Annotated in this window: 22 protein-coding genes; 1 reads left to right on the plus strand and 21 read right to left on the minus strand. The window is 71.1% G+C overall.

Going from position 1 to position 22,180, the window contains the following annotated elements; all coding sequences use genetic code 11:
* Positions 1-34 precede the first annotated feature (34 nt).
* From metK to pyrR, 13 genes are all read right to left on the minus strand, one after another.
* A complete protein-coding gene (metK, locus tag IEZ17_RS18580) occupies positions 35-1,243 on the minus strand; it encodes a methionine adenosyltransferase (RefSeq protein WP_189301513.1) in 1,209 nt (402 codons plus the stop codon).
* 284 nt (positions 1,244-1,527) lie between these two features.
* Entirely contained in the window at positions 1,528-2,763 is a 1,236-nt protein-coding gene (coaBC, locus tag IEZ17_RS18585; RefSeq protein ID WP_189301653.1) for a bifunctional phosphopantothenoylcysteine decarboxylase/phosphopantothenate--cysteine ligase CoaBC, read from the minus strand.
* 119 nt (positions 2,764-2,882) lie between these two features.
* Positions 2,883-3,158 (minus strand): DNA-directed RNA polymerase subunit omega, encoded by a 276-nt coding sequence (gene rpoZ / locus IEZ17_RS18590; RefSeq protein ID WP_189301515.1) that lies wholly within the window; start codon positions 3,156-3,158, stop codon positions 2,883-2,885.
* Between the two features lie 86 nt (positions 3,159-3,244).
* Positions 3,245-3,865, minus strand: coding sequence for a guanylate kinase (gene gmk / locus IEZ17_RS18595; protein WP_189301517.1), 621 nt, complete (start codon positions 3,863-3,865; stop codon positions 3,245-3,247).
* Between the two features lie 38 nt (positions 3,866-3,903).
* On the minus strand, positions 3,904-4,227 hold the full coding sequence (locus tag IEZ17_RS18600; RefSeq protein ID WP_043263484.1) for an integration host factor: 324 nt from the start codon (positions 4,225-4,227) through the stop codon (positions 3,904-3,906).
* Positions 4,228-4,432: 205 nt separating this feature from the next.
* Complete coding sequence (gene pyrF / locus IEZ17_RS18605; RefSeq protein ID WP_189301519.1) at positions 4,433-5,275, minus strand: orotidine-5'-phosphate decarboxylase; 843 nt, start codon at positions 5,273-5,275, stop codon at positions 4,433-4,435.
* Entirely contained in the window at positions 5,272-6,381 is a 1,110-nt protein-coding gene (locus IEZ17_RS18610; RefSeq protein WP_189301655.1) for a quinone-dependent dihydroorotate dehydrogenase, read from the minus strand. Before IEZ17_RS18610 ends, pyrF begins: the two co-directional genes overlap by 4 nt.
* An 80-nt stretch (positions 6,382-6,461) precedes the next feature.
* Complete coding sequence (carB, locus tag IEZ17_RS18615) at positions 6,462-9,773, minus strand: carbamoyl-phosphate synthase large subunit (protein WP_189301521.1); 3,312 nt, start codon at positions 9,771-9,773, stop codon at positions 6,462-6,464.
* On the minus strand, positions 9,766-10,908 hold the full coding sequence (gene carA / locus IEZ17_RS18620; protein ID WP_189301523.1) for a glutamine-hydrolyzing carbamoyl-phosphate synthase small subunit: 1,143 nt from the start codon (positions 10,906-10,908) through the stop codon (positions 9,766-9,768). Before carA ends, carB begins: the two co-directional genes overlap by 8 nt.
* Positions 10,905-11,492 carry a PH-like domain-containing protein gene (locus IEZ17_RS18625; RefSeq protein WP_189301526.1) on the minus strand — a complete coding sequence of 196 codons (588 nt, stop codon included), beginning with the start codon at positions 11,490-11,492 and terminating at the stop codon, positions 10,905-10,907. Before IEZ17_RS18625 ends, carA begins: the two co-directional genes overlap by 4 nt.
* The gene (locus IEZ17_RS18630; RefSeq protein ID WP_189301528.1) at positions 11,489-12,784 is read right to left on the minus strand and encodes a dihydroorotase; all 1,296 of its coding nucleotides are present in this window, start codon (positions 12,782-12,784) and stop codon (positions 11,489-11,491) included. Before IEZ17_RS18630 ends, IEZ17_RS18625 begins: the two co-directional genes overlap by 4 nt.
* A gap of 5 nt (positions 12,785-12,789) precedes the next feature.
* Positions 12,790-13,767, minus strand: a complete 978-nt coding sequence (locus tag IEZ17_RS18635) for an aspartate carbamoyltransferase catalytic subunit (RefSeq protein ID WP_189301530.1) — start codon at positions 13,765-13,767, stop codon at positions 12,790-12,792.
* Between the two features lie 94 nt (positions 13,768-13,861).
* Entirely contained in the window at positions 13,862-14,500 is a 639-nt protein-coding gene (pyrR, locus tag IEZ17_RS18640; protein WP_229852378.1) for a bifunctional pyr operon transcriptional regulator/uracil phosphoribosyltransferase PyrR, read from the minus strand.
* A 222-nt stretch (positions 14,501-14,722) separates the two neighbouring features.
* Between pyrR and bldD the strand changes: the two genes are divergently transcribed.
* Positions 14,723-15,223 (plus strand): transcriptional regulator BldD, encoded by a 501-nt coding sequence (gene bldD / locus IEZ17_RS18645; RefSeq protein WP_018539834.1) that lies wholly within the window; start codon positions 14,723-14,725, stop codon positions 15,221-15,223.
* A 179-nt stretch (positions 15,224-15,402) separates the two neighbouring features.
* Here the strand turns inward: bldD and nusB are convergent, their stop codons facing one another.
* The 8 genes from nusB to aroC form a co-directional block, all read right to left on the minus strand.
* A complete protein-coding gene (gene nusB, locus IEZ17_RS18650; RefSeq protein ID WP_189301531.1) occupies positions 15,403-15,837 on the minus strand; it encodes a transcription antitermination factor NusB in 435 nt (144 codons plus the stop codon).
* 2 nt (positions 15,838-15,839) lie between these two features.
* A complete protein-coding gene (efp, locus tag IEZ17_RS18655) occupies positions 15,840-16,406 on the minus strand; it encodes an elongation factor P (RefSeq protein ID WP_189301533.1) in 567 nt (188 codons plus the stop codon).
* Between the two features lie 66 nt (positions 16,407-16,472).
* Positions 16,473-17,579 (minus strand): aminopeptidase P family protein, encoded by a 1,107-nt coding sequence (locus tag IEZ17_RS18660; protein WP_189301535.1) that lies wholly within the window; start codon positions 17,577-17,579, stop codon positions 16,473-16,475.
* Positions 17,580-17,660: 81 nt separating this feature from the next.
* Complete coding sequence (locus tag IEZ17_RS18665) at positions 17,661-18,545, minus strand: Pro-rich N-terminal domain-containing protein (RefSeq protein ID WP_189301537.1); 885 nt, start codon at positions 18,543-18,545, stop codon at positions 17,661-17,663.
* A 235-nt stretch (positions 18,546-18,780) separates the two neighbouring features.
* On the minus strand, positions 18,781-19,221 hold the full coding sequence (aroQ, locus tag IEZ17_RS18670; protein ID WP_189301657.1) for a type II 3-dehydroquinate dehydratase: 441 nt from the start codon (positions 19,219-19,221) through the stop codon (positions 18,781-18,783).
* Positions 19,222-19,226: 5 nt separating this feature from the next.
* Positions 19,227-20,318: a 3-dehydroquinate synthase gene (gene aroB / locus IEZ17_RS18675; RefSeq protein WP_189301539.1), complete on the minus strand. Its 1,092-nt coding sequence runs from the start codon at positions 20,316-20,318 to the stop codon at positions 19,227-19,229.
* On the minus strand, positions 20,315-20,872 hold the full coding sequence (locus tag IEZ17_RS18680) for a shikimate kinase (protein ID WP_189301541.1): 558 nt from the start codon (positions 20,870-20,872) through the stop codon (positions 20,315-20,317). Before IEZ17_RS18680 ends, aroB begins: the two co-directional genes overlap by 4 nt.
* Entirely contained in the window at positions 20,869-22,053 is a 1,185-nt protein-coding gene (gene aroC, locus IEZ17_RS18685) for a chorismate synthase (protein ID WP_189301543.1), read from the minus strand. The genes IEZ17_RS18680 and aroC overlap by 4 nt, the downstream gene beginning before the upstream one ends.
* Between the last annotated feature and the right edge of the window lie 127 nt (positions 22,054-22,180).

The following is a 22,180-nucleotide window of genomic DNA, read 5'->3' on the forward strand; positions in this document are numbered from 1 at the left end:
GGGCCGTCGGTCATCTGCCCTGCGGAGCGGAGGCTTACAGCCCCGCGGCCTTGCGGAGGGCGTCCACCCGGTCGGTGCGCTCCCAGGTGAAGTCCTCCAGCTCGCGGCCGAAGTGGCCGTAAGCGGCGGTCTGGGCGTAGATCGGGCGGAGCAGGTCGAGGTCGCGGATGATCGCGGCGGGACGGAGGTCGAAGACCTCGGCGATGGCCTGCTCGATCTTGTCGGTGTCCACGGTGGCGGTGCCGAAGGTCTCGACGAAGAGACCGACCGGCTCGGCCTTGCCGATGGCGTAGGCGACCTGGACCTCGCAGCGCGAGGCGAGGCCCGCGGCGACGACGTTCTTGGCGACGTAGCGCATGGCGTACGCGGCGGAGCGGTCGACCTTGGACGGGTCCTTGCCGGAGAAGGCGCCACCACCGTGGCGGGCCATGCCGCCGTAGGTGTCGATGATGATCTTGCGTCCGGTCAGGCCGGCGTCGCCCATCGGGCCGCCGATCTCGAAGCGGCCGGTGGGGTTGACCAGCAGGCGGTAGCCGTCGGTGTCCAGCTTGATGCCGTCCTCGACCAGCTGGTTCAGGACGTGCTCGACGACGAACTCGCGGATGTCGGGCGCCAGGAGCGAGTCCAGGTCGATGTCCGACGCGTGCTGCGAGGAGACGACGACGGTGTCGAGGCGGACGGCCTTGTTGCCGTCGTACTCGATGGTGACCTGGGTCTTGCCGTCGGGGCGCAGGTAGGGGATGGTCCCGTTCTTGCGGACCTCCGACAGGCGGCGGGAGAGCCGGTGCGCCAGGTAGATCGGGAGCGGCATCAGCTCGGGGGTCTCGTCGCAGGCGAAGCCGAACATCAGGCCCTGGTCGCCCGCGCCCTGTCGGTCCAGCTCGTCGTCATCGCCCTCGACGCGGTTCTCGTACGCGGTGTCGACACCCTGGGCGATGTCGGGGGACTGCGCGCCGATGGACACCGAGACGCCGCAGGACGCGCCGTCGAAGCCCTTCTTGGACGAGTCGTATCCGATGTCCAGGATCTTGTTGCGGACAAGGTTGGGGATGTCGGCGTACGCCTTGGTCGTCACCTCGCCGGCCACATGCACCAGGCCGGTGGTGATCAACGTCTCCACGGCGACCCGGGAGGTCGGGTCCTCCTTGAGGAGCGCGTCGAGGATGGTGTCGCTGATCTGGTCAGCGATCTTGTCAGGGTGGCCCTCGGTGACGGACTCCGAGGTGAACAGGCGGCGGGACACATCGCTCCCTGGGGTTGCAGCGGCTGCTGGCTGATCATTGGCGGAAAGGCCGAGAGCTGCGCTCGGCCGAATCCACTGCCAGTTTACGGGTCGTATGTGGCGCTCGGGCACCCAGTCTCGATTTATGGAACCCCCGTGACCTGGGACACCACGCCTCACGGTAGTGACGATCACCTTGAGAATCGGTCGGGTCAAGAGGGCATGCCGAATTTTGCGGGGCCAGTGGGAGTACTGAGGGGGACCATTCCGGTGCGCTTTCCCTGGTCCCTCAGGGGCTTCCCCGGTCAGCGGCCGGGGCCGGCCAGACGGGGGGCGACCAGGTCCCAGAGAGTGTCGGCGAGGGCTTCCTTGGGTCCGTACGGGACGGGCGTCTCGGTGCCGTCCGTGGCCAGGATCACGGCTTCGTTCTCGGCCGAGCCGAATGCCTTGTGCTCGCCGACCTCGTTGACGACGAGCAGATCGCAGCCCTTGCGGGCGAGCTTGGCCCGGCCGTTGGCGAGCACGTCGTCGGTCTCCGCGGCGAAACCGACGACCAGCCGGCCGGGTCGGGCCCGGTCGGCCGAGAGCTCGGCGAGGATGTCCGGATTCCGTACCAGGGTGACGGGTTCCGGCTCCTGGCCCTCCTGCTTCTTGATCTTGCCGGGGGCGTAGACGGCGGGCCGGAAGTCGGCGACGGCGGCGGCCATCACCACCGCGTCGGCGTCCGCCGCGGCCTTCAGCACGGACTCCCGCAGCTGCCCGGCGGTACCGATGTGGATCACGTCGACACCGGCCGGATCGGGCAGTTCCGTATTGCCCGCGACGAGGGTGACCCGCGCACCGCGGGCCGCGGCCGTACGGGCGAGCGCGTAGCCCTGCTTGCCGGAGGAGCGGTTGCCCAGGTAGCGCACGGGGTCCAGCGGCTCCCGGGTGCCGCCCGCGCTGACCACGACATGGCGGCCGGCGAGGTCCTGCGGGAGGCCCTTGGCGCCGCGGGCCAGCACCTGGCGACAGAGCTGGAAGATCTCGACGGGGTCGGGGAACCGGCCCTTGCCGGTGTCGACGCCGGTCAGCCGGCCGACCGCGGGCTCGATGACGATCGCGCCGCGGCGCCGCAGCGTGGCGACGTTCTCCTGGGTGGCCGGGTTCTCCCACATCTCGGTGTGCATCGCGGGCGCGAAGACCACCGGGCAGCGGGCGGTGAGGAGGGTGTTGGTCAGCAGGTCGTCGGCGAGGCCGTGGGCGGCCTTGGCCAGCATGTCGGCGGTGGCCGGGGCGACCACCACGAGGTCGGCGCGCTGCCCGATGCGGACGTGCGGGACCTCGTGGACGGACTCCCAGACCTCGGTGGAAGCCGGGTTGCCGGACAGCGCGGCCCAGGTGGCCTCGCCGATGAAGTGCAGCGACGCGGCGGTCGGCACGACCCGTACGTCATGGCCCGACTCGGTGAACTGCCGCAGCAGCTCGCACGCCTTGTACGCGGCGATCCCGCCGCTGACCCCCAGGACGACCCTCGGCCGCTCCCGCTCCTGCTTCTCCATCGCTTCGCCGCTCCCCGAGTCTCGGTCCGAACGCATGGCGCTCTACGTATGCCCCCATGACACACCAAGGGCCCGGCAGACGCTCTGCCGGGCCCTCGATGAGGAATCTGCGCTACCGCCTACTGGGCGGCCGAGCCCTCGACGGACTCGGAGGTCAGCAGACCCGCGTTGATCTCGCGGAGCGCGATCGACAGGGGCTTCTCGTGGACGTGCGTGTCGACCAGCGGGCCGACGTACTCCAGCAGGCCCTCGCCGAGCTGGGAGTAGTACGCGTTGATCTGGCGCGCGCGCTTGGCGGCGTAGATCACGAGGCTGTACTTCGAGTCGGTGGCCTCGAGAAGCTCATCAATGGGCGGGTTGATGATGCCCTCGGGTGCGGTGATGGAAGAGGACACTCTCTACCTTCCGAAAGGGGATGAAGCAGGTGGCAGCGTGGAAACGCTGAAACGGGAAATCCGCGGCGCCGGGATCGGAGTCGGGATCAGCTGCTGGCGTTCCGGTCCCCAGATCGACGCAGCATGAAGGCTAGCAGCTCACGGCTGACGTCCTCGACGGAGGTGTTGACGAGAGTCACATCGAACTCCTTCTCCGCGGCCAGCTCGACCCTGGCGACCTCCAGCCGGCGCTCGATGACCTCGGGCGCCTCGGTGCCGCGGCCGGTGAGCCGGCGCACCAGCTCCTCCCAGCTCGGCGGGGCCAGGAAGACCAGGTGGGCATCGGCCATGGACTCACGGACCTGGCGGGCGCCCTGGAGGTCGATCTCCAGCAGGACGGGCTCGCCGGACTCCAGCCGGTCCAGCACCGCCTTGCGGGGGGTGCCGTAGCGGTTGCCCGCGAATTCGGCCCATTCCAGCAGCTCACCATTGGCGACCAGCTTGTCGAATTCCTCGTTGTCGACGAAGAAATACTGGACGCCGTGGCGCTCCCCGGGGCGCGGCTTGCGGGTGGTGGCCGAAACCGAGAGCCAGACCTCGGGGTGGACCTTGCGCATATGCGCGACGACCGTGCTCTTGCCGACCCCCGAGGGGCCGGAGAGCACGGTCAGCCGCGGTTGTCTGGCCGGGGGGACGGGGGTTGTCCCCCGGGAGACTGCAGAACTCATGCAGCGATTATTCCAGCTTCCCGGCGGTGCCGGAAAACTCAGGAAGCCGGGCTGCCGAACTCGCGCTCCAACGATGCGATCTGGTTGGAGCCGAGGCCACGTACGCGGCGGCTCTCGGAGATGCCGAGCCGCTCCATGATCTGCTTGGCACGGACCTTGCCGACGCCGGGCAGGGACTCCAGAAGGGCGGAGACCTTCATCTTGCCGATGACGTCGTTCTCCTGGCCCTGCTTGATGACCTCATGGAGGGAGGCACCGGAGTGCTTGAGCCGATTCTTGACCTCGGCGCGCTCCCGGCGAGCCGCGGCGGCCTTTTCGAGCGCGGCAGCGCGCTGTTCAGGGGTAAGGGGCGGAAGAGCCACGCCTACGTCACCTCGGATGTCGAACTGTCGGATACGGACCGGTGTGGAACCTAGTCGCCCCGCATCAGCGGAGCAACGAGCAACGCGCTTACGTGCAGTGCTCTCGACGGAGACTAGCGGCCGATCGCGCCGGAGTCAGCGAGAACAGACGAAAAGTCCTGGTCAGACTCTGCTGACCAGGACATTTCGGGACCAAATGACCGCCTTATCCGACCGCGGTCCGCACTTCGTCGGCGAAACGGGCCGCCGCCGCGCGCAGCGCAGCGGTGTCCGGGCCGTGCCGCAGCACTCCCCGGCTGACGCTCGGCACCACGTTGCGGACGGTGTCGCCGAAGACGGTGGGCAGGTCGGCGGGGGTGGCGCCCTGCGCTCCGATGCCGGGGGCCAGCAGCGGGCCGTTGATCGCCAGATCGAACGCGGAGAGATCGCCGAGGGTGGCCCCGACGACCGCGCCGAAGGACCCCAGCGGCGCCTGGCCGGCGTTGTCCGCGGCGAGGTGGCCGAGCATGGTGGCGGCGACGCTGCGGCCGTCCTCGCGCACCGCGCGCTGGACCTCCGCGCCCTCCGGGTTCGAGGTGAGCCCGAGCACGAACAGCCCGGCGCCGTTCTCCCGCGCCATGTCGACGGCCGGCCGCAGCGAGCCGTAGCCCAGGTACGGGGAGACCGTCAGCGCGTCCGAGAACAGCGGCGAGTCCTTGCGCAGGAACGCCTCGGCGTACGCGCTCATCGTGGAGCCGATGTCGCCGCGCTTGGCGTCCATGAGGATCAGTGCGCCGCGCTCGCGGGCCTCCTCGACGGCGGTCTCCAGGACGGCGATACCGCGCGAGCCGAAGCGCTCGAAGAAGGCCGACTGCGGCTTGAAGACCGCGACCTGCTCGCCCAGTGCCTCCACGACGGTCCGGGTGAAGCGGGCCAGACCTGCGACATCGTCGTTCAGGCCCCAGTCGGCCAGCAGCGAGGCGTGCGGGTCGATGCCGACGCAGAGGGGGCCGCGCTCGTCCATGGCGCGGCGCAGGCGGGCGCCGAAGGGCTCGGGTCCGGCCGTCATGAGGTCACCTTCTTGTGGTCGGCGCCGACCGCGTCGGCGAGGGTGGCGTACGGGCTGTTGCGCAGGCGCGCGGCCAGGCCCTTGTGGATCGCGCGGCACCAGAACGGGCCCTCGTAGATGAAGGCGCTGTAGCCCTGGACGAGGGTGGCACCGGCGAGGATCCGCTGCCACGCGTCCTCGGCGGTCTCGATGCCGCCGACCCCGATGAGGGTGATCCGGTCGCCGACCCGGGCGTACAGGCGGCGCAGCACCTCCAGGGAGCGCTCCTTGACGGGGGCGCCGGAGAGGCCGCCGGTCTCGGCGATCAGCTTCGGGTCGGAGGTCAGCCCCAGGCCCTCGCGGGCGATGGTGGTGTTGGTGGCGATGATGCCGTCCAGGCCCAGCTCGACGGCGAGGTCGGCGACCGCGTCGATGTCCGCGTCGGCCAGGTCCGGGGCGATCTTCACCAGGAGCGGGACCCGGCGGTCGGTGACCGTGCCGTCGGCGGCCTCGCGGACCGCGGTCAGCAGCGGGCGCAGGTGGTCGACGGCCTGGAGGTTGCGCAGTCCGGGCGTGTTCGGGGAGGAGACGTTGACGACGAGGTAGTCGGCGTACCGGGCCAGCCGCTCGGTGGAGGTGACGTAGTCGGCGGTCGCCTCGGTCTCCGGGACGACCTTGGTCTTGCCGATGTTGACCCCGACGGTGGTCCGGAACACCGGGTTCCGGGCGGCCAGGCGGGCCGCGACGGCCGCCGAGCCCTCGTTGTTGAAGCCCATCCGGTTGATCAGGGCGCGGTCCGGCACCAGCCGGAACAGCCGCTTCTTCGGATTGCCGGGCTGCGGCTGGGCGGTGACGGTGCCGATCTCGACGTGGTCGAAGCCGAGCATGGTCATCCCGTCGATGGCCACGGCGTTCTTGTCGAAGCCGGCGGCCAGGCCGAAGGGGCCGTGCATCCGGCGGCCCAGGGCCTCGGTGCGCAGCTCCTTGTAGCGGGGGGCGAGGGCAGCCGCGACGAAGGTGCGCAGCACCGGCACACGGGCGGCCAGGCGGATCCAGCGGAAGGCCAGGTGGTGGGCCTTCTCGGGGTCCATGCGCTGGAAGAACAGCTGGAAGAACAGGCGGTACATGGTGGGGCGGGGCCTTCCGCGGGTGGGTTCGGGTGGGCTCATGAAGAGGGGGACACCGCCGTGGTGTCCCCCTCCCGGGCCTACTCCTCGCGGGCCGCGGTCAGATGTCGCGCGTGCTCCTGGAGGGAGCGCACCCCGACGTCGCCGCGGGACATCGCGTCGATGCCCTGGACGGCGGCGGCCAGCGCCTGGACCGTGGTCAGGCAGGGGATGCCGCGGGCGACGGAAGCGGTGCGGATGTCGTAGCCGTCGAGCCGGCCGCCGGTCCCGTACGGGGTGTTGACGATCAGGTCGACCTCCCCGTCGTGGATCAGCTGGACGATGGTCTTCTCGCCGTTGGGGCCCTGGCCCTCGGACTGCTTGCGCACCACGGTGGTCTTGATGCCGTTGCGGCGCAGCACCTCGGCGGTGCCGGAGGTGGCCAGCAGCTCGAAGCCGTGGGCGACCAGCTCGCGGGCCGGGAAGATCATCGAGCGCTTGTCGCGGTTGGCGACGGAGACGAACGCGCGGCCCTTGGTGGGCAGCGCCCCGTAGGCGCCGGACTGCGACTTGGCGTACGCGGTCCCGAAGACCGAGTCGATGCCCATGACCTCGCCGGTGGAGCGCATCTCCGGGCCGAGGACGGTGTCCACGCCGCGGCCGTGGATGTCGCGGAACCGCGACCACGGCATGACGGCCTCCTTGACGGAGATCGGCGCGTCCAGCGGCAGGGTGCCGCCGTCGCCGGTCCTGGGCAGCATGCCCTCGGCGCGCAGCTCGGAGATGGTGGCGCCCAGCGAGATCCGGGCGGCGGCCTTGGCCAGCGGCACCGCGGTGGCCTTCGAGGTGAAGGGGACGGTGCGCGAGGCGCGCGGGTTGGCTTCGAGGACGTAGAGGATGTCGCCGGCCATCGCGAACTGGATGTTGATCAGCCCGCGGACCCCGACTCCCTTGGCGATGGCCTCCGTTGAGGCCCGCAGCCGCTTGATGTCGAAGCCGCCGAGGGTGATCGGGGGCAGTGCGCAGGCGGAGTCGCCGGAGTGGATGCCGGCCTCCTCGATGTGCTCCATGACGCCGCCGAGGTAGAGCTCGTGGCCGTCGTAGAGCGCGTCGACGTCGATCTCGATGGCGTCGTCGAGGAACCGGTCGATGAGGACCGGGTGCCGGTCGATCAGGCCGGCGTGCCGCTCCAGGTACCCGGCCAGCGACGGCTCGTCGTAGACGATCTCCATGCCCCGGCCGCCGAGCACGTACGAGGGCCGGACCATGACCGGGTAGCCGATCTCGGCGGCGATCGTCTTGGCCTCGTCGAAGGAGAAGGCGGTGCCGTACTTGGGGGCCGGGAGCCCGGCCTCGGTCAGCACCCGGCCGAACGCGCCGCGCTCCTCGGCCAGGTCGATGGCCTCGGGCGAGGTGCCGACGATCGGCACGCCGTTGTCCTTGAGCGCCTGCGCCAGGCCCAGCGGGGTCTGGCCGCCGAGCTGGACGACGACGCCGGCGACCGGGCCGGCCTGGGTCTCGGCGTGCACGATCTCCAGGACGTCCTCCAGGGTGAGCGGCTCGAAGTAGAGCCGGTCGGAGGTGTCGTAGTCGGTGGAGACGGTCTCCGGGTTGCAGTTGACCATCACGGTCTCGTAGCCGGCGTCGCTGAGCGCGAAGGAGGCGTGGACGCAGGAGTAGTCGAACTCGATGCCCTGGCCGATGCGGTTGGGGCCGGAGCCGAGGATGATCACGGCCGGCTTCTCGCGCGGGGCGACCTCGGTCTCCTCGTCGTAGGACGAGTAGAAGTACGGGGTCCGCGCCGCGAACTCGGCCGCACAGGTGTCGACCGTCTTGTAGACCGGGCGGACGCCGAGGGCGTGCCGGACCTCGCGGACGACGTCCTCGCGCAGGCCGCGGATGTCCGCGATCTGGGCGTCGGAGAAGCCATGGCGCTTTGCGTCCGCAAGGATGTCCGGGCCGAGCTTGTCGACCGCGGCGATCTCGTCGGCGATCTCCTTGACGAGGAAGAGCTGGTCGACGAACCACGGGTCGATCTTCGTGGCGTCGAAGACCTCCTGCGGGGTGGCGCCGGCCCGGATCGCCTGCATCACGGTGTTGATCCGGCCGTCGGTCGGGACCTGGGCCAGCTCCAGCAGCTCCGCCTTGCCACCGGGCTCACCGGTGAAGGCGAACTGACTGCCCTTCTTCTCCAGCGAGCGCAGCGCCTTCTGGAGCGCCTCGGTGAAGTTGCGGCCGATGGCCATCGCCTCGCCGACCGACTTCATGGTCGTGGTGAGGCTGGCGTCGGCGGCCGGGAACTTCTCGAAGGCGAACCGCGGGACCTTCACGACGACGTAGTCGAGCGTCGGCTCGAAGGACGCCGGGGTCTGCTCGGTGATGTCGTTGGGGATCTCGTCGAGGGTGTAGCCGACGGCGAGCCGGGCGGCGATCTTCGCGATCGGGAAGCCGGTGGCCTTGGAGGCCAGCGCGGAGGAGCGGGAGACCCGGGGGTTCATCTCGATGACGATGACCCGGCCGTCCTCGGGGTTGACCGCGAACTGGATGTTGCAGCCGCCGGTGTCCACGCCGACCTCGCGGATCACCGCGATGCCGATGTCGCGCAGGATCTGGTACTCGCGGTCGGTGAGCGTCATCGCCGGCGCGACGGTGATCGAGTCGCCGGTGTGCACGCCCATGGGGTCGAAGTTCTCGATGGAGCAGACGACCACGACGTTGTCGTGCTTGTCGCGCATCAGCTCCAGCTCGTACTCCTTCCAGCCGAGGATGGACTCCTCCAGGAGCACCTCGGTGGTCGGCGAGAGCGTGAGGCCCTGGCCGGCGATCCGGCGCAGCTCCTCCTCGTCGTGCGCGAAGCCGGAGCCGGCGCCGCCCATGGTGAACGAGGGGCGGACGACGACCGGGTAGCCGCCGAGCTCGTCGACGCCCTTGAGGACGTCGTCCATGGAGTGGCAGATGACCGAGCGGGCGGACTCGCCGTGGCCGATCTTGGCGTTGACCGCCTCGACGACCTCCTTGAACAGGTCGCGGTCCTCGCCCTTGTGGATCGCCTCGACGTTGGCGCCGATCAGCTCGACGCCGTACTTGTCGAGGGTGCCGGCCTCGTGCAGCGAGATGGCGGTGTTGAGCGCCGTCTGCCCGCCCAGGGTGGGCAGCAGGGCGTCCGGGCGCTCCTTGGCGATGATCTTCTCGACGAACTCCGGGGTGATCGGCTCGACATATGTCGCGTCGGCGATCTCCGGGTCGGTCATGATCGTGGCCGGGTTGGAGTTGACCAGGACGACGCGCAGGCCCTCGGACTTGAGGACCCGGCACGCCTGGGTTCCGGAGTAGTCGAACTCGGCGGCCTGGCCGATGACGATCGGGCCGGAGCCGATGACCAGGACGGACTGGATATCGGTGCGCTTAGGCACGCTGGCCCTCCATCAGGGAAACGAAGCGGTCGAAGAGGTACGCGGCGTCGTGCGGACCCGCGGCGGCTTCGGGGTGGTACTGGACGCTGAAGGCCGGCTGGTCGAGGAGCTGGAGCCCCTCCACCACGTCGTCGTTGAGGCAGACGTGGGAGACCTCGGCGCGGCCGAAGGGGGTGTCGGAGACCTTGTCGAGCGGCGCGTCCACGGCGAACCCGTGGTTGTGCGCGGTCACCTCGACCTTGCCCGTCGTACGGTCCTGGACCGGCTGGTTGATACCGCGGTGCCCGTACTTGAGCTTGTACGTGCCGAAGCCCAGCGCCCGGCCCAGGATCTGGTTGCCGAAGCAGATGCCGAACAGCGGGGTCTTCCGCGAGAGCACCTCGCGCATCACGGAGACCGGGTGGTCGGCGGTGGCCGGGTCGCCCGGCCCGTTGGAGAAGAACACGCCGTCGGGGTTGACCGCGTAGACGTCCTCGGCGGTGGCGGTGGCCGGCAGGACGTGCACCTCGATGCCGCGCTCGGCCATCCGGTGCGGGGTCATGCCCTTGATACCGAGGTCGACGGCGGCGACGGTGAACTTCTTCGCACCGATCGCCGGGACGACGTACGGCTCCTTGGTGGCGACCTCTGCGGAGAGGTTCGCGCCCTTCATCTCGGGGGCCTGGCGCACCTCGGCGAGCATCGTGCCCGCGTCGGGCAGCGCGTTGCCGGAGAAGATGCCCACCCGCATCGCGCCGCGCTCGCGCAGATGGCGGGTGAGCGCACGGGTGTCGATTCCGCTGATGCCGACGACGCCCTGGCGGCGCAGCTCCTCGTCGAGGGAGCGCCGGGAGCGCCAGTTGGACGGCACCCGGGCGGGGTCACGGACGACATAGCCGGAGACCCAGATGCGCGCGGACTCGGGGTCCTCGTCGTTCACGCCGGTGTTGCCGACGTGCGGGGCGGTCATGATGACGACCTGGCGGTGGTACGAGGGGTCGGTCAGCGTCTCCTGGTAGCCGGTCATGCCGGTGGAGAACACCGCCTCGCCGAAGGTCTCCCCCACGGCCCCGTAGGCACGGCCGCGGAACGTGCGGCCGTCCTCCAGGACGAGTACGGCGGGGATTTTGGCGGTCCCCTTGGTGGAGGTCGTCATCGTGCGCCTTCCGTTTCGGTGTGCTCGGTGGTGTGCTCGCTGTTGCTGAGCCGGTTGATGGCCTCGACCCAGGCCGGGTGCTCGCCGGCCCGGTCGGAGCGGAAGCCGGAGTCGATCTGTCGGTCGCCGTGCTCCCACGTGACGACCAGCAGGCCGCCTTCGGTCAGGACCTTGCCGGCGATGCCCTTGTCCAGGCGGGCGCCGCGCAGGGCGGCGACCGGCACGAAGAAGTCCTCGGCCCCCGGCCGTACGACGTCCAGGCCCCGGTCGGTCAGGGCCAGCTCGACGCGGCTGCGGGTGCCCAGGCCGCGGGCGACGATCCGGTCGAGCCACTGCCCGGCGGTGGTGGAGCCGTGGTACCGGCCGCTGAGGGTCAGCCGGGGCTCGCCCGCGTCGTCGGGCGCCGTGGGCAGCTCGGGCAGATCGCCCTGGAGGGTGCCGCGCCACTTCCAGCCCTGGCGCATCAGCCAGTAGACGAAGACGACGAAGACCAGGAGCCCGACGACCCAGCCGATCCGTGCGGCCCAGTCGGTGACCGGAGCGGAGTGCGGCGCTTGGGCCAAGTGGATGAGTGGAGGAGTCACGCCAGCTTCCCGTCGACGAGCGTTGCGCGGCCCCGCAGGAAGGTGTGGGTGACGCGCCCCGGCAGCTCACGGCCCTCGTAGGGGGTGTTGCGGCTGCGCGAGGCGAAGCCCGCGGGGTCCACCTCTCCACGGTAAGCGGAATCGACCAGCGTGAGGTTGGCGGGCTCGCCTACCGAGACGGGGCGGCCGTGGCCGGTGGCGCGGCCGATCCGGGCCGGCGCGAAGGACATCCGCTCCGCGACGTCCGCCCAGGTCAGCAGGCCGGTCTCCACCATCGTCTGCTGGACGACGGACAGCGCGGTCTCCAGGCCCACCATGCCCATGGCCGCCGCGGCCCACTCGCAGTCCTTGTCCTCGTGCGGGTGCGGGGCGTGGTCGGTGGCGACGATGTCGATGGTGCCGTCGGCGAGGGCCTCGCGCAGCGCCATGACGTCGCGCTCGGTGCGCAGCGGCGGGTTGACCTTGTAGACGGGGTTGTAGGTGCGCACCATCTCGTCGGTGAGCAGCAGGTGGTGCGGGGTGACCTCGGCCGTCACGTCGATGCCGCGGGACTTGGCCCAGCGCACGATCTCGACGCTGCCGGCGGTCGACAGGTGGCAGATGTGCACCCGGGACCCGACGTGCTCGGCGAGCAGCACATCGCGGGCGATGATCGACTCCTCGGCGACCGCGGGCCAGCCGCCCAGCCCCAGCTCGGCCGAGACGACGCCCTCGTTCATCTGGGCGCCCTCGGTCAGCCGCGGCTCCTGGGCGTGCTGCGCGACGACCCCGCCGAACGCCTTCACGTACTCCAGGGCCCGGCGCATGATCACGGCGTCGTCGACGCACTTGCCGTCGTCGGAGAAGACGGTGACGCCGGCCGCGGACTCGTGCATGGCGCCCAGCTCGGCGAGCTTCTTGCCCTCCAGGCCGACGGTGACGGCGCCGATGGGCTGCACGTCGCAGTAGCCGTGCTCCTTGCCGAGCCGGTAGACCTGCTCGACGACGCCGGCGGTGTCGGCGACGGGGAAGGTGTTGGCCATGGCGAACACGGCCGTGTAGCCCCCGGAGGCGGCGGCCCGCGTGCCGGTCAGCACGGTCTCGGAGTCCTCCCGGCCGGGTTCGCGCAGGTGGGTGTGCAGGTCGACGAGGCCCGGCAGGAGGATCTTGCCGCCGGCCTCGACGACCTGGGCGCCCTCGGCGCTGGAGACGGTGAGATCGGTACCGACGGCGGTGATGGTCTCGTCGGTGATCAGGACGTCCTGCGGCTCGCCGCCGAGCACCTTCGCACCGCGGATCAGGATCTTGCTCATGTCTCTTACTTCTCCTCGGTACGGGGGTTCGTGACGGCGGGCTCGTTACCGCCCAGGAGCAGGTACAGGACGGCCATGCGGATGGACACGCCGTTGGCCACCTGCTCGACGACCGTGCAGCGGTCGGAGTCGGCGACCTCGGCGGTGATCTCCATACCGCGGACCATCGGTCCGGGGTGCATCACGATGGCGTCCCCGGGCATCCGCGCCATCCGGTCGCCGTCCAGGCCGTAGCGGCGCGCGTACTCGCGCTCGGTCGGGAAGAACGCGGCGTTCATGCGCTCGCGCTGCACCCGCAGCATCATCACGGCGTCGGACTTCGGCAGCACGCTGTCGAGGTCGTACGACACCTCGCACGGCCAGGTCTCGACGCCGACCGGCACCAGGGTGGGCGGTGCGACGAGGGTGACCTCGGCGCCGAGGGTGTGCAGCAGGTCGACGTTGGAGCGCGCGACCCGGCTGTGCAGCACATCGCCGACGATGGTGATGCGCTTGCCGCCGAGGTCCTGGCCGAGCCCGGCGTCCGGGCCGATGAGGCGGCGGCGCATGGTGAAGGCGTCGAGCAGCGCCTGGGTGGGGTGCTGGTGGGTGCCGTCGCCGGCGTTGATGACGGGGGCGTCGATCCAGCCGGAGGTGGCGAGCCGGTACGGGGCGCCGGAGGCGCTGTGCCGGATGACGACGGCGTCGACGCCCATCGCCTCCAGGGTCTGGGCGGTGTCCTTGAGGGACTCGCCCTTGGAGACGCTGGAGCCCTTGGCGGCGAAGTTGATGACGTCCGCGGACAGCCGCTTCTCGGCGGCCTCGAACGAGATCCGGGTCCGGGTCGAGTCCTCGAAGAAGAGGTTGCAGATCGTGCGTCCGCGCAACGTGGGCAGTTTCTTGATCGGCCGGTCGGCGACCCGGGCCATTTCCTCGGCGGTGTCGAGGATCAGCACGGCGTCGTCCCGCGTGAGATCGGCGGCCGAGATGAGGTGGCGCTTCATCCGGTTTTCTCCGGGAGTGAGGGAGGTGTACGGGAATGTCCGTTGAGCGGGCATGGGTGCGGGCCCCGGGGTCACCGGGTCCGTACGCGGTGCGCTAGCGCTCGCCGGCCGGGGCGTTGTGCTCGGCTTCCGAGGACTCGGTCGAAGAGCCGAGGCGGAGCGAAGCGGAGCGGAGGCCGAGCAGCACGGCGTCCCGGCCGTCCTCCTCGGTGAGCTGGACCTTGACCGTCTCCCGCAGCGACGTGGGGAGGTTCTTGCCTACGTAGTCGGCGCGGATCGGCAGTTCGCGGTGGCCTCGGTCGACCAGCACCGCGAGCTGTACGGCGCGCGGGCGCCCGATGTCACCCAGGGCGTCGAGCGCGGCGCGGATGGTGCGCCCGGAGAAGAGCACGTCGTCGACGAGGAGGACGACCCGGCCCTCGATGCCGTCGGCGGGGATGTCCGTACGGGCCAGCGCGCGGGCCGGGCCCAGCCGCAGGTCATCGCGGTACATCGTGATGTCGAGCGAACCCACCGGAATGGCGCGGCCGGTGATCTCCTCCAGCTTGGCGGCCAGCCGCCGGGCGAGGAAGACACCGCGGGTGGGAATCCCCAGCAGCACCACGTCGTCCGCGCCCTTGGCGCGCTCGACGATCTCGTGGGCGATGCGGGTGAGCATCCGCGCGATGTCCGGGCCTTCGAGCACCGGCCGCGCGGGAAGCTGAACTCTCGTGTCGGAACTGCTTGCGTCCATACGAAACGGACCTCCTTCTCCGCCTCACGGGACGGACTTTAAAGGACGTCGGAATTACGTTGTTCAGGCTATCAGGAGGCCCGTCAGGGGCCGCGCACCCCCCTGACGGGTGAGGGTCTGCCTCATTCGGCTTGACGAAGTCAGATTACGCTGCGTAACCTCACAGTGAGTTACCAGCCACGCGGCGGTGCCGCATGTCCATATAGCCGTCTGGGGAGCTTTATGTCCAGCGAATACGCCAAACAGCTCGGGGCCAAGCTCCGCGCCATCCGTACCCAGCAGGGCCTCTCTCTCCACGGCGTCGAGGAGAAGTCCCAGGGCCGCTGGAAGGCCGTGGTGGTGGGGTCGTACGAGCGCGGCGACCGTGCCGTGACCGTGCAGCGCCTCGCCGAGCTGGCGGACTTCTACGGCGTCCCGGTCCAGGAGCTGCTTCCGGGCACGACGCCCGGCGGCGCCGCCGAGCCGCCGCCGAAGCTGGTGCTGGACCTGGAGCGCCTCGCCCATGTCCCGCAGGAGAAGGCCGGCCCGCTCCAGCGCTACGCCGCCACCATCCAGAGCCAGCGCGGCGACTACAACGGCAAGGTCCTCTCGATCCGCCAGGACGATCTGCGGACCCTCGCGGTGATCTACGACCAGTCGCCCTCGGTGCTGACCGAGCAGCTGATCAGCTGGGGCGTGCTGGACGCGGACGCGCGCCGCGCCGTGCAGCACGAGGAGATCTGACCACCTCTGCCCCACGCTTCACACGCAGAAACGTACCGCCGCTCCGGGTCCTCCCGGGGCGGCGGTCGTCATGTGCGGGTCCGGTGGATCCAGCGGGTGCCAACGGCGCCGGGCGGGCATACGACGGGCCCGGAGCGATGAACCATCGCTCCGGGCCCGTTCCGATGCTCGGCCGGCCGCTAGTGCGTCTCGCGCCGCAGGCTCGGCTTCAGCTCCTTGAGACGGCCCAGCAGGCCGTTGACGAAGGCCGGGGAGTCGTCCGTGGAGAACTCCTTGGCGAGCTGCACGGCCTCGTCGATCGCCACCGCGTCCGGTGTGCCGTCCACCCAGAGCAGTTCGTGGGCGCCGAGCCGCAGGATCGAGCGGTCGGCCGCCGGCATCCGGTCGAGGTCCCAGTCGACGGCGTAGGTGGAGATCAGCTCGTCGATGCGTGCGACATGCTCGGCGTAGCCCTCGACCAGCTCCAGGGTGTACTCGTTCACCGGGGGCTGCCGAGGGTCGGTCCGGGCGTGACGCATCCAGTCCGCGAGCACGGACTGCACATCGGCACCGCGCTGGTCGGCCTCGAAGAGGATCTGGAAGGCGCGCTTACGGGCCTTGGTGCGGGCAGCCACGGTTAGCTGTTCACCCGGCCGAGGTAGTCGCCGGTACGGGTGTCGACCTTGATCTTCTCACCGGTGGTGATGAAGAGCGGGACCTGGATCTCGTAGCCGGTCTCCAGCGTGGCGGGCTTGGTGCCGCCGGTGGAGCGGTCGCCCTGGACGCCCGGCTCGGTCTCCTGGATGACCAGCTCGACGGCGGCCGGCAGCTCGACGTAGAGCACCTGGCCCTCGTTCTGCGCGACGACGGCCTCGAAGCCCTCGATCAGGAAGTTGGCGGCGTCGCCGACGGCCTTGCGGTCGACGTGCAGCTGGTCGTAGGTGTCCATGTCCATGAAGACGAAGTAGTCGCCGTCCATGTACGAGAACTGCATCCCGCGCTTGTCGACGTTGGCCGTCTCCACCTTCACACCGGCGTTGAAGGTCTTGTCCACCACCTTGCCGGAGAGCACGTTCTTCAGCTTGGTGCGGACGAAGGCCGGGCCCTTACCGGGCTTGACGTGCTGGAACTCGACGACGGACCAGAGCTGGCCGCCTTCGAGCTTGAGCACCATGCCGTTCTTGAGGTCGTTCGTGGAAGCCACGGTTGCGGAATCTCCTGGACTACAGGTGGTGGAAACCTCGAAGCCGCGCGCAGCGAGCCCGCGGGCTCACAGGGCGAGCAGCTCTTTGGTCGTGATCGTGAGTAGCTCGGGTCCGCCGTCCGCCTCGGGGCGGACGACGAGGGTGTCGTCGATCCGGACACCCCCACGGCCCGGGATGTGAACCCCCGGCTCGACGGTGACCGGCACGCAAGCGTCCAGTTTACCCATGGCGGCAGGTGACAATTGAGGGTCCTCGTCGATTTCGAGTCCCACGCCGTGCCCGGTCCACGGTCCGAGCCCCTCGCCGTGCCCCGCCGTCTCCAGCAGATGACGGGTCACCCGGTCCACCTCGCGGCACTCCACACCCGGTGCCAGCGCCTCCCGGCCGGCCTTCTGGGCCGCGAAGACCAGTTCGTACAGCTCGATCTGCCAGTCCGCCGGAGTGGTGCCGATGACGAAGGTGCGGCCGATCTCGCAGCGGTAGCCCCGGTAGTTCGCGCCCAGGCCGACGGTCAGGAAGTCGCCCTCCTCCACCCTGCGGTCGGTGGGCAGATGCCGGCCGCGGCCGGAGTTCGGCCCGGTCGCGACGGAGGTCGCGAAGGCCGGGCCGTCGGCGCCGTGGTCGACCAGGCGGCGCTCCAGTTCGAGCGCGAGGTGCCGCTCGGTCCGGCCGACCAGGATCGACTCCAGGAGTTCGCCCAGGGCCTGGTCGCTGATCTCGGCGGCGATCCGCAGACAGGCGATCTCGTCGTCGTCCTTGACCAGCCGCTGCGCCTCCACGGCACAGGCCAGATCGGTGAGCCGCATCCGCGGGGCGACCTGGGCGAGCGCCCGGTGGCGGGTGACGGTGAGGTGGTGCTCCTCGACGGCCAGCGTGCGAACGCCCTGTTTGGCGGCCAGGTCGGCGGCGGCCACGACGGGGTCGCCGCCGCGGGTGGGCAGCACCGAGATCCGGACGTCGTCGGCGGGCCGCCCTTCGGTGGGATCGCCGCTCAGCGGTCTGCCGCAGAGCAGTACGTCATCGCCGGGACCCAGCAGCAGCGCCGCACCGGGCGGCGTGCAGCCGGTGAGGTAGCGGACGTTCGCGGGGCGCGAGATCAGGGCGGCACAGCTTCCGGTTGCGGCGCAGCGGTCGCGCAGCCGCGTGCGTCGAACCGCGTACAACTCGGACATATCGCCAGCGTACGACCGCTCTCCCGGGGCGGCCGTTCGAGACGGCCGCCCGGGGGACCGGAGTCCGGCGGCGGGCGCGGACTACCAGCTGGGCGGGCTGGCGATGCTGCGGGCGACGACGTCGTCCAGCATCCCGGCGGTGGTGGCGACGTCGTGCTGGGAGTTGTCGATGATCGGCAGTCCGGAGCCGTACCAGCCGGCCATCCGGCCGTGGATCCGGGCCACCTCTTCGTCGGAGAGGCGGCGGTTGCCGGTGCGCCGGGCGTTGCGCTCCAGGACGATCTCCAGCCCCGGGAGCAGCACGATCGGCAGCAGGCCGGGGCCCACATGGCGCTTCCAGCCGCCGAGGCCGACGACCGGGCGGTCCGGGAAGACCGCGTCGTCGAGGATGCAGGAGATGCCGTTGGCGAGGAAGTTGCGGGCCGCGAAGCCGCAGGTGCGGCGGGCGAGGCGGTACTGCGCCTCGGAGTTGTCGTTCCAGCCCGACTGCGGATCGGCGAAGCCGGACCGGACCCACTCACGGACGTCGTCCAGGCTGATGTGCGCGGTCGGCACCCGCCGGGTGTCGGCCCAGTGGCGGGCGACGCTGGTCTTGCCGGCGCCGGCCGGGCCGATCAGCAGCACCGCGACGGCGGCGTGCGCGGCGTCCGGTGCGGCGGCGCCGAGGGGCGGGCTGGGCAGCGCGACCGGGGCGCCCGGGGGCAGCTGGATATGGCCGGTGATGTCGGTGCTGTGCTGGGTGGGCGGGGCCTGGTGCGGTGCGGGGGCGGGCCAGCCCGGTCCGGGGGCGCCGTGCGCGGGGGGCACGGGGGCCGGCGGGGCGGCGGGCGGCGGCGGGCCCGCGGGGGCGGGCGGTGAGCCGGGCGGGAGGGGCTGCCCGGGGTGGGGCGTCCAGCTCATGGTGGCCCCGGGGGTGTGAAGCGGCCCGCGGGGCGGCGGCAGCGGGGCCCCCACTGCGTACTGCATCCGGTGGCTCTCCGTCTCGTGCGGTCTACGTGGTGCGGTGCCCGGCGCCGGGCCTGGCTGCCCGGTGCGCCGTGCGGTAACCGACCGGCCCGGAAGGGCCGTTGGTGCCCCACCGCCGGTGGTGGGTGGTGCTGCTGTGAACCGTACCTTCCCGACGGCTGCCCGGAAGGGTCCCTACCCCCGGCGTCCGTCGAATGAACGGCCGAGGGCGGGGAGGATGACCGAAGCGGGTGCGTCAGCCGGAGAGTTCCTCGGCCAGCGCGCGGAGCGCGAGCCGGTACGAACCGATCCCGAAACCCGCGACGGTGCCGCTGGCGACGGCCGCGATGACCGAATTGTGGCGGAATTCCTCGCGGGCGTACGGGTTCGAGATGTGCACCTCGATCAGCGGGGCGGTGCGCTGGGCCGCGGCGTCCCGCATCGCGTACGAATAGTGCGTGAACGCACCGGGGTTGATGATGACCGGAATCGATCCGTCGGCGGCCTCGTGCAGCCAACGGACCATCTCACCCTCGTCGTTGGTCTCCCGGACCTCGGCCTCGAAGCCCAGCTCCCTGCCGAGCCGGGCGCACTCGGCGACCAGTCCGGCGTAGGAGGTGGCGCCGTAGACGTCGGGCTCCCGGGAGCCCAGCCGGCCGAGGTTGGGGCCGTTGAGGACCAGCACGCGGCGGCTCATCGGGCTCACGCCGCGATCTCGGCGTGCGCCGCGAGCAGCATGGCCGGGTCCGGGCTCTCCAGGACGGTCGGCTTGGCGAGGCCGTCCAGGACGATGAAGCGGAGCCGGTCGCCGCGGGACTTCTTGTCGACCTTCATGGTCTCCAGCAGCTTGGGCCACTGATCGCCGCGGTAGGTCAGCGGCAGTCCGACGGAGGCCAGGACGGCGCGGTGCCGGTCGGCGGTGGCGTCGTCCAACCGGCCCGCGATCCGGCCGAGTTCGGCGGCGAAGACCATGCCGACGGAGACCGCGGCGCCGTGCCGCCAGTTGTAGCGCTCGTTCTTCTCGATGGCGTGCGCCAGGGTGTGGCCGTAGTTGAGGATCTCGCGCAGACCGGACTCCTTGAGGTCCGCGGAGACCACCTCGGCCTTGACCCGGATCGCCCGCTCGATGAGCTCGGCGGTGTGCGGGCCGTCGGGGCGCCTGGCGCCTTCCGGGTCCGACTCGATCAGGTCGAGGATCGCCGGGTCGGCGATGAAGCCGGCCTTGATCACCTCGGCCAGGCCGGAGACGTAGTCGTTGACCGGCAGCGAGTCCAGCGCGGCCAGGTCGCAGAGCACTCCGGCCGGCGGGTGGAAGGCGCCGACGAGGTTCTTGCCCTCGGCGGTGTTGATGCCGGTCTTGCCGCCGACCGCCGCGTCCACCATGCCCAGGACGGTGGTCGGTACGGCGATCCAGCGCACCCCGCGCAGCCAGGTCGCGGCGACGAAGCCGGCCAGGTCGGTGGTGGCACCGCCGCCGACGCCGACGATCACATCGGTGCGGGTGAAGCCGGTCTGCCCGAGCGCCTTCCAGCAGTACGCGGCGACCTCGGCGGTCTTGGACTCCTCGGCGTTCGGCAGCTGGATCGCGATCGCGTCGTAGCCCTGGCCGGCCAGGTCCTCGCGCAGCGCCTCGCCGGTGGCGGCCAGCGCCTCGGGGTGCAGCACGGCGACGCGCTTGGCGGCGGCGCCGATCAGGCCGGGGAGTTCGCCCAGCAACCGGCGCCCGACGAGCACCTCGTAAGGGTCGGTGCCCGCGGTGCCGCCGACCTGGATGCGGGTGGCCTGCTCCGTCATGCCTGTTCCTCCCTGCCGGCGGGCCGCGGGGTGTCCGCGGCGGTCGGCCGTAGCTCCAAAGCGTCCACGATCGCGTCGGCGACGTCCTCGGGGGTGCGCTCCCCCGTGGCGATCACGGCACGCGCGACTTCGGTGTACAGCGGACGGCGCCGCTCCATCAGCTCGCGCCACTGCTTGCGCGGGTTGACCGCGAGCAGCGGGCGGGGCGCGTCCAGGCCCACCCGCTTGACGGCATCGGCCAGTTCGACGTCCAGGAAGACGACCGGCAGTCCGGTCAGCAGCTTCCGGGTGCCGTCGTCCATGATCGCCCCGCCGCCGAGGGAGAGGACTCCGGGATGGGTGTCGAGAGCCGTACGGACCGCCTCCCGCTCCAGGTCGCGGAAGTGCGGCTCGCCCTCGTCGATGAAGATCTCGGCGACCGGCTTGCCGGCGGTGGCGACGATGTCCGCGTCGGTGTCCCGGTAGCCGACGCCCAGCCGCCCGGCCAGCAGCGCGCCCACGGTGGACTTGCCGGCCCCGGGCGGGCCGACCAGTACGACGACGGGCGCGGTCACTTGATCGCCAGGTTGTCGAGGAAGCTGCGCACGTTGCGGCGGGTCTCCGGCACGCTGTCGCCGCCGAACTTCTCCACCACCGCGTCCGCCAGCACCAGCGCCACCATCGCCTCGGCGACGATGCCGGCGGCCGGCACCGCGCAGACGTCGGAGCGCTGGTGGTGCGCCTTGGCCGCCTCGCCGGTGGCGACGTCGATCGTCGCCAGCGCCCGCGGCACGGTCGCGATCGGCTTCATCGCGGCCCGCACGCGCAGCAGTTCACCGGTGGTCAGCCCGCCCTCGGTGCCACCGGAGCGGCCCGAGGCGCGCTTGATGCCGTCGTCGGTGGCCAGGATCTCGTCGTGCGCCTTCGAGCCGGGCACCCGCGCCAGGTCGAAGCCGTCGCCGACCTCGACGCCCTTGATGGCCTGGATGCCCATCAGGGCCGCCGCCAGCCGGGCGTCCAGCCGCCGGTCCCAGTGGACGTGCGAGCCGAGTCCCACCGGCACGCCGTACGCCAGCACCTCGACCACACCGCCCAGGGTGTCGCCGTCCTTGTGGGCCTGGTCGATCTCCGCGACCATCGCCTTGCTGGCGTCCGCGTCCAGGCAGCGCACCGGGTCGGCGTCCAGCTTCTCGACGTCGGAGGGCTTGGGGTAGACGCCGTACGGGGCCTTGGCTGCGGCCAGTTCGACGACGTGCGAGACGATCTCGATGCCGGCCGCCTCCTTGAGGAAGGAGCGGGCGACCGCGCCCAGCGCGACCCGGGCCGCGGTCTCCCGGGCGGAGGCGCGCTCCAGGATCGGGCGGGCCTCGTCGAAGCCGTACTTCTGCATACCGGCGAGGTCGGCATGACCGGGGCGGGGGCGGGTCAGCGGGGCGTTGCGGGCCAGCTCGGCCAGTACGCTCTCGTCGACCGGGTCGGCGGCCATCACCTGCTCCCACTTGGGCCACTCGGTGTTGCCGACCATGATCGCCACCGGGGAGCCCAGCGAGCGGCCGTGCCGCACACCGCCCAGGAACGTGACCTCGTCCTGCTCGAACTTCATCCGGGCACCGCGGCCATAGCCCAGCCGGCGGCGGGCCAGGGCGTCCGCCACCAGCTCCGTGGTGATCGGGACCCCGGCCGGAAGGCCCTCCAGCGTCGCCACGAGTGCGGGGCCGTGCGACTCCCCCGCCGTCAGCCAGCGCAACCTGCTCAACGGTGCTCCTCAGTACTGCTCATGTGCTGCTCATCCGCATACGGTCTTCCCCCTGATCCTCCCACGTCGCACGGGCCGGGCGGCGCCCCGTCCACGCTGCGGACCGGGGCCGCGGGGCAGCCGGGAC

This window comes from Streptomyces albospinus (assembly GCF_014648695.1).
Lineage (GTDB): Bacteria > Actinomycetota > Actinomycetes > Streptomycetales > Streptomycetaceae > Streptomyces > Streptomyces albospinus.